This window comes from Arthrobacter sp. B6, assembly GCF_001663775.1.
Lineage (GTDB): Bacteria > Actinomycetota > Actinomycetes > Actinomycetales > Micrococcaceae > Arthrobacter.
In genome coordinates, this window is sequence record NZ_KV467169.1 from 1,109,547 (window position 1) to 1,122,826 (window position 13,280).

General features: G+C 66.1%; 15 protein-coding genes. 4 read left to right on the forward strand and 11 right to left on the reverse strand.

Annotated features, from left to right (window positions below):
- Positions 1-132: 132 nt before the first annotated feature.
- Positions 133-1,158, reverse strand: coding sequence for an o-succinylbenzoate synthase (locus tag AU175_RS19820; RefSeq protein ID WP_197497180.1), 1,026 nt, complete (start codon positions 1,156-1,158; stop codon positions 133-135).
- 79 nt (positions 1,159-1,237) lie between these two features.
- Between AU175_RS19820 and AU175_RS19825 the strand changes: the two genes are divergently transcribed.
- The 3 genes from AU175_RS19825 (at position 1,238) to AU175_RS19835 (ending at position 3,400) form a co-directional block, all read left to right on the forward strand.
- Positions 1,238-1,573: an ArsR/SmtB family transcription factor gene (locus AU175_RS19825; RefSeq protein WP_066293652.1), complete on the forward strand. Its 336-nt coding sequence runs from the start codon at positions 1,238-1,240 to the stop codon at positions 1,571-1,573.
- A 16-nt stretch (positions 1,574-1,589) separates the two neighbouring features.
- Entirely contained in the window at positions 1,590-2,096 is a 507-nt protein-coding gene (locus AU175_RS19830; protein WP_066293654.1) for an SRPBCC family protein, read from the forward strand.
- Between the two features lie 191 nt (positions 2,097-2,287).
- A complete protein-coding gene (locus tag AU175_RS19835) occupies positions 2,288-3,400 on the forward strand; it encodes a LacI family DNA-binding transcriptional regulator (RefSeq protein ID WP_066293655.1) in 1,113 nt (370 codons plus the stop codon).
- 152 nt (positions 3,401-3,552) lie between these two features.
- Here AU175_RS19835 and AU175_RS19840 read toward each other — a convergent pair whose 3' ends face one another.
- The 4 genes from AU175_RS19840 to AU175_RS19855 are packed head-to-tail and all read right to left on the reverse strand — an operon-like array spanning position 3,553 to position 8,282.
- The gene (locus AU175_RS19840) at positions 3,553-4,989 is read right to left on the reverse strand and encodes a glycoside hydrolase family 32 protein (protein WP_066293656.1); all 1,437 of its coding nucleotides are present in this window, start codon (positions 4,987-4,989) and stop codon (positions 3,553-3,555) included.
- Between the two features lie 28 nt (positions 4,990-5,017).
- Positions 5,018-5,902, reverse strand: coding sequence for a carbohydrate ABC transporter permease (locus AU175_RS19845; protein ID WP_066293658.1), 885 nt, complete (start codon positions 5,900-5,902; stop codon positions 5,018-5,020).
- Between the two features lie 8 nt (positions 5,903-5,910).
- A complete protein-coding gene (locus AU175_RS19850) occupies positions 5,911-6,864 on the reverse strand; it encodes a carbohydrate ABC transporter permease (RefSeq protein ID WP_066293663.1) in 954 nt (317 codons plus the stop codon).
- Positions 6,861-8,282, reverse strand: a complete 1,422-nt coding sequence (locus AU175_RS19855) for an extracellular solute-binding protein (RefSeq protein WP_066293665.1) — start codon at positions 8,280-8,282, stop codon at positions 6,861-6,863. The genes AU175_RS19850 and AU175_RS19855 overlap by 4 nt, the downstream gene beginning before the upstream one ends.
- Positions 8,283-8,472: 190 nt before the next feature.
- Between AU175_RS19855 and AU175_RS19860 the strand changes: the two genes are divergently transcribed.
- Complete coding sequence (locus AU175_RS19860; RefSeq protein WP_066293667.1) at positions 8,473-9,381, forward strand: phosphatase PAP2 family protein; 909 nt, start codon at positions 8,473-8,475, stop codon at positions 9,379-9,381.
- An 89-nt stretch (positions 9,382-9,470) separates the two neighbouring features.
- Here the strand turns inward: AU175_RS19860 and AU175_RS19865 are convergent, their stop codons facing one another.
- From AU175_RS19865 to AU175_RS19890, 6 genes are all read right to left on the reverse strand, one after another.
- Positions 9,471-10,121: a PglD-related sugar-binding protein gene (locus AU175_RS19865; protein ID WP_066293671.1), complete on the reverse strand. Its 651-nt coding sequence runs from the start codon at positions 10,119-10,121 to the stop codon at positions 9,471-9,473.
- 259 nt (positions 10,122-10,380) lie between these two features.
- A complete protein-coding gene (locus AU175_RS19870) occupies positions 10,381-10,905 on the reverse strand; it encodes a hypothetical protein (RefSeq protein ID WP_066293674.1) in 525 nt (174 codons plus the stop codon).
- A complete protein-coding gene (locus AU175_RS19875) occupies positions 10,902-11,546 on the reverse strand; it encodes a signal peptidase I (protein ID WP_231938660.1) in 645 nt (214 codons plus the stop codon). The genes AU175_RS19870 and AU175_RS19875 overlap by 4 nt, the downstream gene beginning before the upstream one ends.
- The gene (locus AU175_RS19880; RefSeq protein WP_066293677.1) at positions 11,533-12,144 is read right to left on the reverse strand and encodes a hypothetical protein; all 612 of its coding nucleotides are present in this window, start codon (positions 12,142-12,144) and stop codon (positions 11,533-11,535) included. Before AU175_RS19880 ends, AU175_RS19875 begins: the two co-directional genes overlap by 14 nt.
- Positions 12,145-12,215: 71 nt before the next feature.
- On the reverse strand, positions 12,216-12,749 hold the full coding sequence (locus tag AU175_RS19885; RefSeq protein ID WP_066293682.1) for an alternate-type signal peptide domain-containing protein: 534 nt from the start codon (positions 12,747-12,749) through the stop codon (positions 12,216-12,218).
- A gap of 196 nt (positions 12,750-12,945) precedes the next feature.
- Positions 12,946-13,176, reverse strand: a complete 231-nt coding sequence (locus tag AU175_RS19890) for a zinc-ribbon domain-containing protein (RefSeq protein ID WP_066293685.1) — start codon at positions 13,174-13,176, stop codon at positions 12,946-12,948.
- Positions 13,177-13,280: the final 104 nt, after the last annotated feature.

Sequence of the window (13,280 nt, forward strand, 5' to 3'; positions counted from 1 at the left end):
ACCGAACGCTCTCTCACCTTTCGCACAAAAACGGGAAACGCTCTCTCACCTTTCGCACGGACGGGACCCAAGGTGAGAGAGGGTTGCCCAAAAACCCGCAGGAAGTGAGAGAGGGTTGCCGCGGGGAGGAGGCTACCGGGCGAGGAAGGCGTGGACCCGACGGAGGCGGCCCAGCCACCAGTCCCGGCGTTCCGCGGGAGCCGCATACCGCTCCAGCAGCCCGGTGTCGGCGGAAACATCGCGCAGGCGGATGGCGCCGTCGTCGGCCACCAGCGGATCCAGCGTGATGTCGGACTCGAACAGCGACACCGTTCCCAGCCCGCACGCATACGGCAACTCCGGCAAGGAGGCCGCCAAAGCCAGGCCCGCGCGGATGCCCATGGAGGTGTCCAGCGCAGAACTCACGACGGCGGGAAGTCCGGCCTGCCCCACGATGTCCAGGGCACGCCGCACTCCCCCCAGCGGCGCCACCTTGACCACGATGAGGTCCGCGGCGCCGGCCCGTGCCACGCGCAGGGGGTCGGATTCCTTGCGAACGCTTTCGTCGGCGGCAATGAGGACAGGTGTCCCCGCGGCCCGCAGCTGCGAGCGCACCTCCGCCAGCCCCTCAATGGTGGGCACCGGCTGCTCCGCATACTCAAGCCCGACGGCGGCGAGCCGGGTCAGTGCCGACACCGCCGTTGGCACGTCCCAGCCGCCGTTGGCGTCCACGCGGATGGCGGCATCGGGCAGAAGAGAGCGGACGGCAGCGAGGCGGGCGGCGTCGTCGTGAAGTGTCTGGCCGCTTTCGGCCACCTTGACCTTGACGGCGTCCACCCGGCCAAACCTGGCCAGCACCTCCGGCACCCGGTCTGCCGAGACGGCTGGCACCGTGGCGTTGACCGGAATCACGGACCGCAGCGGCGCAGGGAAGCCGTGCCAGCCGGCCTCGACGGCGGACGCGAGCCACCGGGAGGCCTCGGCGTCGTCGTACTCGGGGAACGGGCCGAACTCGCCCCAGCCGGCAGGACCGCGCAGCAGCAGGGACTCACGCGCCATGATGCCGCGGAACTTTACCCGCATGGGCAGGCTGACCACGTGCGCGTTGGCCAGCAGCTCGTCCAGGGAGGGTAGGCCCAGGGACGGCAGGCCGGGCGGTACTGCGGCGCGGGAAGGCATGGATTCACTGTACAAGCGCCCCCCGACAAAACTCACAAGACCCTTCCAACGCATATCCATATGGGTATACAATTCCGATATGGCACGGGCAGCAACAACGGCAGATGCGTTCAACGCGGTGGCTGAGCCCCGCCGTCGGGAGATCCTGGACGCCCTCGCCCAAAGGGAGCGGCCCGTTAACGAACTCGTGGACATACTCGGCCTGGCCCAGCCGCACGTGTCCCGGCACCTGCGCGTCCTGCGCGAGGTGGGGGCCGTGGACGTGCGCGACGAAGGCCGGCAGCGCGTCTACCGGCTTAATCCGGAGGCCCTGAAGCCCATCCACGACTGGGTTGCCAGCTACCAGCACCTCTGGGAGGAGCGGTTCGACCTGCTGGAAGACGTGCTGGAGGACCTCAAAGAGCAGGAAAACTAGAAGAAGGAGCAGGGCAATGTCACAGGCAAGCAGCGGCACCATGGACATCACCTTCCCCAGAGACGAGGAAATCCTCATCAGCCGCACCCTCAACGCACCCAGGCACCTGGTCTATCGGGCCTGGACCACGCCGGAACTCGTCAAAAAGTGGTGGCCGGGTCGGCGGGGCGAGATGACGGTGGCGGAGATGGACTTCCGGGTGGGCGGCGCGTGGCGTTATGTCATGGTGGCGCACGGCGAATTCGAGGTTGCCTTCCACGGGACGTACCGGGAGATTGTGCGCAACGAACGCATCGTAAACACGGAGGTCATGGAAATGCCCGACACACCGCCGGACAGCGAGGAGGGGGCCGTGGTCAATACGGTCACCTTTGAAGAGGCCGACGGCGGCGCCACCACGGTCCGGATCCGCACCAACGCGGGCAGCAGGGAGGTCCGGGACATGATTGCGCAGTCGGGCATGGAAGGCGGCGTGCGCGAACAGTTCGAGATCCTCGAAGAGCTGGCGGCGACCCTCACTTGAGACGCCCTGCCGGGGCCCTCCGCCCGGTGAACCCACCCTCCCCCAAAACTAGGTAGCAGCAGATGTCGTTTTGAGGGCCCATAACGACATCTGCTGCTACCTAGTTGGGAGAGGGAGCCGCGCACGCTTCGGCCATACCTCACACGCGTTAGGTAGACTGCAGGAAACGTTGCAGTCCGGAGGATCCCGTCATGAAGCGCAAGGCCACTGCATTGGACGTCGCCAAACTCGCCGGGGTGTCCCGCAGCGCGGTTTCGCTGGTGCTGAACGGCCGCGGGGACGGAAATGTCGCCAAGGAGAGCCAGGACCGGATCCGTGAAGCTGCCGCAGCGCTGAACTACACGCCCAATACCATCGCCGTGAGCCTGCGGAACCGCCGGTCACGCATCATCGGGATCGTCTCGGACCAGGTGGTCACCAGCCCGTTCGACGGCAACATCATCGCGGGCGCCGACGCCGTGGCCAGGAGCCAGGGGTTTGTCACCGTGGTGATGGACACGGAGTCGGACGAGACCCGCGACGAGGGCGCCGTGGCCACCCTGCTGGACCGCCAGGTGGACGGGCTGATGTACATCACGGTAGGCCTGCGCCCCCTGCATGTCCCGCTGAACATGCTCCAAGTGCCGTCGGTGCTGGCGAACTGCTTCGACGACCGTCCGGAGGCCGGCGTTCCCGCCGTCGTTCCCGACGAGGTCCGCGGCGGCCGGGAGGCGGCGACCCACCTGCTGGAACTGGGCCACCGGGACATAGCGTTCCTGGCGGGCGACAGCCTCACGCCCGCCGCCCCGCGCCGCATCCAGGGCCACCGCGACGCGTTTGAGCGCGCCGGCATCCCGGTGCCCCCCGGCCGGATCCTCCAGGTGGGCTGGGACATCGACACCGGCTTCCACGGAGCCATGAAGCTCCTGGACGGCGTGCCCGCGGCGGAGCGGCCAACCGCGATCGCCTGCGCAAACGACCGGCTGGCCATCGGCGTCGTGCTTGCGGCCAACCGGCTAGGCCTGTCCATCCCGCAGGACCTCTCCGTCATGGGGTACGACGACGAATTCCGGATTGCCTCCACGATGGTCCCTGCGCTCACCACCATGGCCCTCCCACTGCGGGAGATGGGCGAAGTCGCGATGACAGGGCTCCTCCGGGAGCTTTCGGAGGAACCGGAGGGTAATAACGACGGCGGCGCCTCCCCTGGCACGGACCGCACCAGCGAGGGTCGCGGCGCAGGGAGCCGCCTCGGTGAGACGCTTGTCCCCTGCCGGCTAGTCGTGCGGGGGTCAACCGGCCCGATCCCGCCCCGCCAGGCCTGACCCCGCCCGGCAAGCAGCGCCCCCAGCGAACAGCGCGAACGTACACTTGAGGCCCTTTCGCGCCTGTCAGAGGGGCCCCAAGTGTACGCCCGCGCCTGTCAGAGGGGCCCCAAGTGTACGTTCGCGCCTGATTGTCGTTCTGGCGAGGCCCGCTACTCCGGCTGTTCCAGCTGCCACACATCGGCCGCTGCACCCTCCGGCAGCTGCAGGACCCACTGTTCGCCGGGTGCCGGGTACGCCCGCAGCGTAGTGGCTACGGAGCCGCTCCGGTAGACCTCCACGAGCGACGCGTCCACGAACACCCTCAGCTCCTCCCCCTCGGCCACGGTCCCGCTGAACACCACCTGGCGGGAGACGTCCGGCCCGCCGTCGGCCACGAGGGAAAGTTCGACGGCGGCGTCCGCGGCCAGCGCCGCCGTCCCACCCGGCCGCCTGGTCACGACGGCCTCAGCGAACGGCGGCAGCACCACGTGCCCGCCGGCCGCGACGGCCACCTGTTCGCCCCGGTAGGCGTCCACTTCCGGCGCGGGCGCCACGGCCAGCGCGCCGTCCTCGACGGACAGCACGCGAGGGTGGGTTAGGACTCCGGCCCAGCCCGCAGCATCAATTTCCGCCTGGCTCCGGCCGCGGCGGCCATCCCGTCCCGGCCCTTCGTTGGCCCAACCCCAGAGCAGCACCTTCGGTTCGGCCCCGTCCTGCAGCTGCAGGATCTGCGGCGCGTAGAAGTCCCGGCCCAGGTCCGACTTTCCGCCGGTCTGCGGGGAAAACACGGGCAGCCCGGTCTCCGGGTCCTCGGCCAGCGAGCCGATCAGGTGGCCCACGCCGTTGACGTGTTCGTGCTGGTCGCCGGAGAGCCACAGGGAAAACATCATCAGCCACGCGTCCCGGGAAGACCCGTCGCTTCCGGAACGGGCAGGGACACGCACCAGCTGCGGGCATTCCCAGATCTCCGCCGAGGTACGGGCGGCAGCAACCGGGTTCTCAGAGGTCAGCCAGATGCCCTGGTATTTCCAGTCGGACAGGTCCTCCACCGTGTACAGCAGCAGGGCCGCATGGCCGGAGGCCAGGCCGGCACCCTGCATGGCGTAGCGCTTGCCGTTGAAGCGGAAGATGAACGGGTCGCGGACTGCCGTCACCTGCGGGTCCGTCGGCATGGACGCGGCGACGTGACCATCCTGCTCCCAGGAAACCAGGTCCGCGGAACCCCGGGAGATGACCACCTGCGAGTGGCCGCCGTCGCCACGCACGCCTGAGTACGCAGCGGTGGGGACACCGCCGTCGTCCGTCACCACACCGGTCCAGCAACCGTACTCATCCGGCCCGCCGTCCTGGGGGCGGAGCGCAACCGGATGTTCCACCCAGCGCACCAGATCGGCGGAGCTGACGTGGCCCCACGCGATCCGGTGGTGGCGGGCGGACCCGGGGTTGTACTGGAAGAAGACGTGGTAGCGGCCGTTGATGTGGCTGACGCCGTTGGGGTCGTTGATCCAGCCCTGGGCGGGGCGCGGATGGAAGTGCGGGAACGCCCGGTCCGGGTGGGCCACTGCCACGCTGGAGAAGTCGGTGGCGGCAAGGTCCGGGGATGACATGGGGTGGGGCCTTTCGGAAGAGGGGAGGTTATTTGCCGGTTCCGGCGGTGAGGCCGTCCTGCAGGGCACGCTGGCCGAAGGTGAAAACCACCAGCGCGGGAATCATGGACAGGACTACGCCGGCCAGAACCACCGAGATGCTGCCGGTGCCCAGGTTGCCCTGCAGCGAAACGAGGCCCAGCGGCAGGGTGAAGTTCCGCTCGGAGATGGTCAGAATGAGGGGGCGGAAGAACTCGTTCCAGTGGAAATTGAAGGCCAGGATGCCCACAATCGCCATGCCCGGAACGGCCAGTGGCGCGTAGACCGAGCGGAAGGTCCGCCAGGGCGAGGCGCCGTCGATCGCGGCGGCCTCCGCGAGGTCGGCGGGCAGCCCCAAAAAGTACTGTCGCATCAGGAAGGTGCCGAACGCCGTCGGGATGGCCGGCAGGATCAGGGCGAGCAGGGTGTCCGAGAGTCCCATGCCGCGGATCAGCATGAACACGGGCACGATCGTCACCTGGACCGGCACCATCATGGTGGCCAGCACGATGGAGAACAGCGCGCCCCCGCCGCGGAACTTCAGGTTGGCGAAGGCGTAGCCGGCCATCGCCGCTGTGACCATCTGTCCGACGGCGATCAGCCCGGTGACCAGGGCGCTGTTAAGCACCAGGATGAAGATGTCCAGCTGCTCGAAGACTTGGACGTAGGACGTGAAGTCCGGGTTCAGGGGAAAGAACGACGGCGGCAGCCGGAACGATTCCGACGGCGTCCGCAGCGAGGTGGACAGGGTCCACATCACGGGGCCGAGGGTCAGCACGGCCGCGAGGCTCAGCAGGGCAATCCGGACCACCAGGTTCCAGTTCGGCTTGCGGCGTCCCCTTGCCGGCGGGGCCGGGGCCGGGCGGGTGCTTACACGCTCTGTTGTGGTAGACATGGCTGGCCTTACTGGTAGAAGACGAATCGTTTGCTGAGCCGGAACTGCGCCGCGGTGACGGCCATGATGATCAGGGTGAGGATCACGCCAATGGCCGAGGCCTGGCCGAATTCCAGGCGCTGGAACGCGGATTCGAAGATGACCATCACGGCTGTGCGGGTGGAATCTCCGGGCCCGCCGCGGGTCAGCACGTAGGGCTGGTCGAACACCTGGAGCGCGTTGATGATGGCAATAACGGAGGCCAGCAGCGTGGTGGGGCTCAGCAGCGGCAGCGTGACGTAGAGGTGCTTTCGCCACCCTGTGGCACCGTCCAGAGAGGCCGCCTCGTAGGTTTCGGTGGGAATGGAGGCCAGCCCGCCGATGAACAGCAGGAATGAGAACCCGAAATTCTGCCACACATAAACAAGGATGACGACGGCGGCAGACCCGCCGGGCGTGGTCAGCCACGGCACAGCGGGGATGCCGGCGAGGGACAGGAACCAGTTGACCACGCCGAACTGCTCGTTGAAGAGGTAGCGCATGAAGATGGATACGGACGCGGCGGAGAGGATCAGCGGGAAGAAGAACGCTGAGCGGAAGAAGGTCCGCAGCCAGGACGGCATCTTTTCCTGCACCATGACGGCGAGCGCCAGGGCCAGGCCCAGCTGGAAGGCCACCGCCACCACCACAAACACGATCGTGTTCAGGAAGGACACCCGGACTGTGGGGTCCTGGACCACTTCGGCGAAGTTGTCGAAGCCAACGAACGTCGGCGCCGAGATGATGTCCCAGCGGAAGAACGCCAGGACCACCGACGCCACGATGGGCACCAGGGTGAACAGGCCCATGCCCACGATGGTGGGGGCCAGGAACATCCAGGCCAGCCAGCGCTGGCTGTGGCGTCCGGAGGCTGCTGCCTTGGCTGGCCCTGCCGGCCTGGCAGCCTGCTTCGACCGCTCCCGTCGCGGGATGGTGGTGCTCATGGCTGCCTCCTCAGGGCAATTTCAAGGTCGCGCTGCATGGAGTCGAGGGCCTGCTTGAGCTGGCGCTCGTCGCCACTGACGGCCAGCGAGACGTTTTTCATCAGGGCCGTTTCGACGGCGGCCTGCTGGGGCGGTGCCGGAATGGGCCCGGTGGTGGGGTACTTGTCCAGCGTGTCGTAGAAGACCTTCCAGTGGGCCGGGCCCTTGCCCGCGTACAGGGCCTCGTTGACCATGGAGCGCCGGGCAGGCGTGGTCACCGGGTTGGGGAAGATCAGCTCCATGGCCTCGCGGCTTGCACTGAACTTGATCCATTCCCAGGCGGCGTCCTTGTCCTTGGCCGTCTTCATGATGGCGTAGCCGGCCGTGCCGAACTGGTGCCGCTGGGTCCGCCACTTGGGGAAGAAGGCCACGTCGAAGTCGTTTTCCTTCATGCCGGCTTCGTGCAGGCCCTGGACCCAGTAGCCGCCGGCCGGGGTGGTGCCGATCCGGTTGGACGCGAAGAGCCCCACTAGGGATCCGCCGCCGCCCTCCTCCGGGCGGACGCCCAGCCCGTCCTTGACCAGGCCGCGCAGGTAGTCGAAGGACTCGAACACCCTCGGGTCATCGGCGTTGGGTTCCAGCCACTGGTAACCGCCGGTGCGCAGGCTGCGCGAGGGATCGTTGGCGTAGAAGCTGTCCCAGAGCCAGTCTCCGCCGGTGGACCGGGTTTCTTTCAGGAAACTGGTGTCGTTGGCGTAGAGCCAGGGCACTACGCCGCCGAAGAGCCGGTTGGTCCAGTAGTAGGGGGTGAAGTCGGAGGGCCGGGCCTTGCGCATGGCGACGAGGCTGTTGCGGAAGTCCAGGTGGGTCCAGTCGTCCGCCGGGCGCTGCAGCCCCGCCTGCTGGAACGCGGTGGTGTTGTAGTACATGTTGGCGGCGTTCCAGTCCATGGGGAGCTGGAAGAGGCTGCCCTTGTACATAAAGGCCTCCACGAGGCTGGGGTGCACGTCGTCGAAGAACTCGGCCATGTCCGCGGCGTCGCGGCGCAGGTACTCGTCCAGCGGATGGGCCAGCTTGTCGGCAAAGAGCTGCGCGCCTTCGGTGGCCACGTAGACAATGTCCGGCGGTGTGCCGGCGGCCACCATGGTGAGGATCTTGGTGAAGAAGTCTTTCCAGTCCCCGGCCTGGATGGCCTGGACCTTGACCGGAATATCCGGGTGGAGTCGAGCGAAAGCATCGATGGCACGCTGGCGCGCAGCGGCATCGGCGGCGGTCCCCAAGATGGCAATGCTGAGGCTGTTGTCCCCTCGCCCGGGAATATCGGTTCCGGAGAGCCGCGGCCACGACGCCACGGTTGCTCCCACAATTCCTGCTCCGAGGGCGCCAAGGGCGGTCCGGCGTGAGAATTCACGCAGGCGGCCAGATGTGGCACCGGTCATAACGAATTCCTTCCTAACACGTGTCAGGTAGCTTAGGCGCGCGGCCTAACACGTGTCAAGCATCACACGAAGTGTGCCCTCCCCTCCCCAACTAGGTAGCAGCAGACGTCGTTTTGAGCCTCCTAAACGACATCTGCTGCTACCTAGTTGGGTGAAGCTGTCTCCCAGCTTTTTGTGACACCCTTAACCGATGACCTTTCCACGACAGGCCCCGGACCGGACCCGGCTGCGCCCCGCCCCGGGCTCCGGTTTTATGTTCGCCTTCGCCACGCTTGCCTGCATCGTGGGACTGATTGCCACGTATTACTACTTCGTCCAGACCACCACTGGCCAGTTCATCGACGAGTCCGCGCTGGTCGAGGCTGTGGACATCCATGGCCCCGCGGGCAAAGCCGCCACTGAGTTCCTTGACTGGCTGCCCACCATCTCCCTGGTGATGGCCGCCGTCGTCGTCCTGTTTGTCACGGTGATCCGGCGCCGCTGGACGGCCGCCGGGATCGCCATCGCCGCGTGCATCGGCGCGAACGTGGCCACCCAGGTGCTCAAGGACGTGCTGCCGGCCCGCCCGGACAAGGGCGTGGTCACTCTGGAGCTGAATTCGCTGCCGTCCGGGCACACCACCCTGGCGGCGTCGGCTGCCGCGGCAGTGTTCCTGATGGCCTCCCCGCGCTGGCGCCCGATGGCCGGGTTTGTGGGCGGCACGTTTGCGATTGCATCGGGTGTGTCCACGCTGATTAACCAGTGGCACCGGCCCGCGGACGTGGTGGCCGCGTTCCTGCTGGTGGGCGCGTTCATGATCCCCGCCGGCTGGCTGATTGTCCGCCACGACGGCGCCTGGAACGTGTGGGACGGCTTCGGCAGGCACCTGGGATCGGCGAAGATCTGGCTGACGCTGCCTGTGGTGATTGGCCTGGTGTCGGCTGCGGTGGCCGTGTACTCGCTGGCCAGGATCGCGCCCGGCCCGGCACAGGAAGCCAGCACCACCAACTACTTTTGGGCGGGCATCGCCCTCATTGTGATCGCCGGGTACCTGGCCACGGTGGCCACAACGTCACTGTTCGCGTATGCCGCACGACGGCGGGACTCACCAGGGCGCTGACAGTCACCTGTGCCCTTGGCAACGGAGCAGCCCACGTCGGTTGTGCTTGTGGAAATTGCGGATACTGCGGGAACTGTGCGGCACCGTAGCTAGTCGTCGCCCAGATGGATTGACCTGATCTCCCGGGCCGGGACGCCCACCCAGGTCGCCCCGGGCGGCACGTGATCCAAGACGGCAGCCCCCATTCCTACGGATGCGTACGGTCCCACCGACATGCCTTCGGCGATGCTGGCGTTCATTCCGATGTGTGCGACTCGGCCAATTCGGCACCCTTCCCCCGTTGATACCCCGGCGGAGAATGTGGCGAAGTCGTCGGCCTGAACGTTGTAGGCCAGATTCACCATCGGCATCACCACCACGTGGTTACCAAGAACAACCCAGGGGCCGATGGTCACATTCTGTAGCAAGATGCTTCCGGCGCCGATCCTGGACTCGTCAGGTACACGAATGTCCGAATGCAGGACTGTTGCGTAGCGATCGACAAGTATCCCCAGGGATGAGAGCCGGTGGACCACCGCCTCCCGGTGCCTGCCGGACTCCAGGCATACGACGACGAAGGCCTCGGGAAACCGGTCGGCCTCGTCTATGGGACCGAGGACGCTGGCGCCGTCGATGGAAACTCCGAGCAGCTCTCTGTCATCGTCCAGCATCCCGACGACGTCGTACTGCCCACTGGTTCGCACCACTGCGAGCACTTCGCGGGCAAGGCCACTGGCTGCCAGCAATATCAGCTCGCTCAAGGTTTTCCACCAGTACGGCTGCGCCAGCTTAGGAGACTCCCCGGCCCAAGGCACTTTTGTCGTATCGACTCGCCCATTACGCCACGCTAGTGCGAAAACAGATCCCGTAGTAGCGAATCCGGGTTCCTCGAAAAATGATGTGGAATATTTGTGGAAACTGCGGTTCGCCAATGGCTGGCCAGCCGCCAGCCCCGGCAGGTGCCCAAGCCAGCCCCGGCAGATGCCCAAGCCATTCCGGGCAGGTGCCCGCGTTGGCCACTTAACCCCTGACCGGGACCGGGGCCGCCGGGCAGATGATCTTGTGGTTGTGGGTGCTGTTGGTCAGGGTGATATCCGTTGAGGCCGCCGTTGTGTCCAGATATGTAGCCGTGACGCGCACCGTCAACGGACCGGCGGGGTTGTCCCTCAGGATTGCGGACATCTGTGCGGCCTGCGGGCTTGACTGCAAAACAATGGTTCCGGAGGTAAACGGCAGAAGGATTGTTGGCCCCGGATAGTTGGGGCCAAGGCTCCCGTACGCTTGCACCGCCGCGTACGTGATGGTTGCCGGCGCGGCTGAGGGCGTGACGGTCAACGTGGCCGTCTTGTCCGCGTTGCTGTTGGTGCAGGTCAGCGAGGCGATCGCCGGACCGGGCCAGGCGCCGTTGGCGGTCACCGTCATGGTGGCGGTGGCCGACTGCTGCCACAGCGCAGATGCCGAAGTACCCCCGATGCCCAGAAGTACCGTCAGCACGAAGGCGCCGACCGCCATGGCGGCCCCCGGAACCCGCGCGAAGGACTTCATGCCGAGGTCCCGCCGTCGGCCTTCCGCGAACCGCCGCGGCTGCGGACGCCCCTGACTACCAACAGGGCGCCGTAGCCAATGAGGCCGGCGGCGCCGACGGTGACCCACATGTTGCGGTCGGCGTTGCCCAGGGCGTTGGCTGCGTAGCCCACATACGGAACGGCGTAGAACAGCTTGCCTGTGACCTGAAGTTCACGCACGGGCTCTGCATCGTTGACGCCGTTGTTGTCACCCTTGGTGATGAGGGTCTTCTCCCCCTCCTGGGTTGCCGCGAAGCCCACAATGCGGTGGGTTTCGACGTCGGGCCGGCCCGAGTACACCTGGAAGGTCACCACGTCGCCGTACTTGAGTTCGTCAAAGGCCACCGGCTTCATCACCAGGAAAGTTCCGGGCGGGAATTTCGGTGCCATGGAGTTGGTCAGCACGGTGTAGGTCTGGGACCCGGTGGCGCGGGGCACCACGATCAGCACCAGGGCTGCGAACACGGCGAGCATCAGGACCGCCAGGTTCAGGAACCTTCCGACGGCGGCAAGCGTGCCTGGGCCCTTCGGCTCACCATCCGCCCCGCTCCTGCGGGTGGCAGCCACATCGGTCGGATTATCAACTGCCTGGTCAACAGGCATCAGCTCAAGCGCAGCCACTTGGCACCCCGCAGAGCTGGCGGGCGGTGAGCGTAAGGCTGATGTTCACGGCTTGGCCTTTCAGAAGCATCGAAGTGGAAGAGCTGAGGCTGACCTGGAAGCACAGCACTGTGCTGGTCGCCTTCGGGACGGCCGCGGAGGTGAGTCCTGCAGCCGTCAGCGGCGCGTATCCGGCGGTGGAGTAGCATTCGGCAACTGCCGAACCGAACTTTGCGCTCACCGTGACATACTGCGCCAGGACCCCTAACCCGACATTGGTTACGGTTGCCTGTCCCGCCGTGATGCTGGTGCTGAAGGTGCCGCCGGCGTCGGAGTTGTTGCCGACCACGAGGCTGGCGTAGACGGGCGTTCCCGGGGCGAGTGACGTAATCTGGCCGAGATTGATGGTGGCTGACGTCCCTCCGGGAAGGCTCATGTTGGTGGCCTGCCCGGACGGGCTCGCCTTGAGGCTGACGTCGAACGATGCGGCGGATACAGTTCCCGGAGCTGTGGCAGTGCCGGCGTTCCACAGGGCATAGGTGCCCTGTACCGCCAGCAGTCCCAGGACTACCGCTGCTGCGATGAGTGCACCGGCGCGCAGCATCCGCGGGATCCGCATGGTTCCTCCTGCTCCTGATCCGAATCTGTCCTGGTAGGCGGCCAGCTGGTCCGCCAGCTGCCCAGTTCAGACTAGGACAGGGGCTTTGCGACCTGCGTCAACGTGAACCCAACATTGTTGAAGTTGTAGGTTGCATTCACATCGGCGCGGCCGGAAGTGGCGGTCTTGAACTCGAAGGTGATGGTCGCCGTGACCGCCTGGGTGGCTCCGGTCGGGGTCAGCGTGGCGGGAACAGGATCTTCGCCGACTGTCAGTTCCACGTCGGAAACCGTGACGTTCGCGGGCGTGAATCCGTTGGTTGCGGTGATCCCGGTGGTGGCGATCTCCGCAGCCATATTGTCCCCCACCAGGGTGACGTTGAGGTCCTGCCTGAAGGTGAGCTTGTCGCCCGGGACCACCCTGTAGGTGGAGATATCGATCGTCGTGCCGGACGGGTCCTTCCAGGCGCCGACGCCGTTGACGACGTTCAGGTCACCGGCAACGATGGTGCCTGGTGTCTGTGTGGCCGATGCGTTCCAGTTGGCCAGTGTGCCGCCGCCGCCCAGCAGCAGTGCTGCGCCCAGTGCGATGGCTGCGGATCCCTTGATCAGCGTGGTGTTCTTCATGATGTGTCCCCTCAGACTTTTGCGTGCTTTGTTTACTGCTGGACACCACAATGCACGTCCTCGATCAGGACTTCTGGGGGGAAAGAATCAAAGTTTGCTCAAGAATTTGACGCTTCAACAGGCACCTGACCTGCGCTTTTACTCCATTCGTTGGTCGAACGGGCCGCCGGGCGCCTAAAGATCAGCCGCCCGGCAACTACCGGACCAGCGCCTTTTTCTCCCGCGAACTGATGCTCGAAACCATGCCGCAGTTTGAACAGGTGATGCGGTAGGACCTGGAGGTGGTGAAGACTGGAATGAAGAACAGCGTGAACTTCCGGGCCTGCTCCTCGAGGTAGTGCTGGCAAAAGCGTCCGCAGTTCTGGCACGTGGCTGGCCTGCCAGGCAGCGCCTTCAGGACCGTCTTGAGTCCAAAGATCAGCAGCATGATGGGCCTCCCAGGCGATTAGTAAGCATGCTTGTTATCAAGCAGTCTACGGGAAGGCGCCGGTAAGGCGCCCGGAAGCCGTCCCCAAGGAGCCGGGAAGGGAC

What these genes read in the sequence shown, in the direction of transcription:
- AU175_RS19850 (WP_066293663.1), bottom strand. Translation starts at nt 6,864, where the DNA reads ATGAGCACCACCATCCCGCGACGGGAGCGGTCGAAGCAGGCTGCCAGG.
- AU175_RS19860 (WP_066293667.1), top strand. Translation starts at nt 8,473, where the DNA reads ATGACCTTTCCACGACAGGCCCCGGACCGGACCCGGCTGCGCCCCGCC.
- AU175_RS19890 (WP_066293685.1), bottom strand. Translation starts at nt 13,176, where the DNA reads ATGCTGCTGATCTTTGGACTCAAGACGGTCCTGAAGGCGCTGCCTGGC.
- AU175_RS19870 (WP_066293674.1), bottom strand. Translation starts at nt 10,905, where the DNA reads ATGAAGTCCTTCGCGCGGGTTCCGGGGGCCGCCATGGCGGTCGGCGCC.
- AU175_RS19820 (WP_197497180.1), bottom strand. Translation starts at nt 1,158, where the DNA reads ATGCCTTCCCGCGCCGCAGTACCGCCCGGCCTGCCGTCCCTGGGCCTA.
- AU175_RS19825 (WP_066293652.1), top strand. Translation starts at nt 1,238, where the DNA reads ATGGCACGGGCAGCAACAACGGCAGATGCGTTCAACGCGGTGGCTGAG.
- AU175_RS19885 (WP_066293682.1), bottom strand. Translation starts at nt 12,749, where the DNA reads ATGAAGAACACCACGCTGATCAAGGGATCCGCAGCCATCGCACTGGGC.
- AU175_RS19880 (WP_066293677.1), bottom strand. Translation starts at nt 12,144, where the DNA reads ATGCGGATCCCGCGGATGCTGCGCGCCGGTGCACTCATCGCAGCAGCG.
- AU175_RS19855 (WP_066293665.1), bottom strand. Translation starts at nt 8,282, where the DNA reads ATGACCGGTGCCACATCTGGCCGCCTGCGTGAATTCTCACGCCGGACC.
- AU175_RS19845 (WP_066293658.1), bottom strand. Translation starts at nt 5,902, where the DNA reads ATGTCTACCACAACAGAGCGTGTAAGCACCCGCCCGGCCCCGGCCCCG.
- AU175_RS19835 (WP_066293655.1), top strand. Translation starts at nt 2,288, where the DNA reads ATGAAGCGCAAGGCCACTGCATTGGACGTCGCCAAACTCGCCGGGGTG.
- AU175_RS19830 (WP_066293654.1), top strand. Translation starts at nt 1,590, where the DNA reads ATGTCACAGGCAAGCAGCGGCACCATGGACATCACCTTCCCCAGAGAC.
- AU175_RS19840 (WP_066293656.1), bottom strand. Translation starts at nt 4,989, where the DNA reads ATGTCATCCCCGGACCTTGCCGCCACCGACTTCTCCAGCGTGGCAGTG.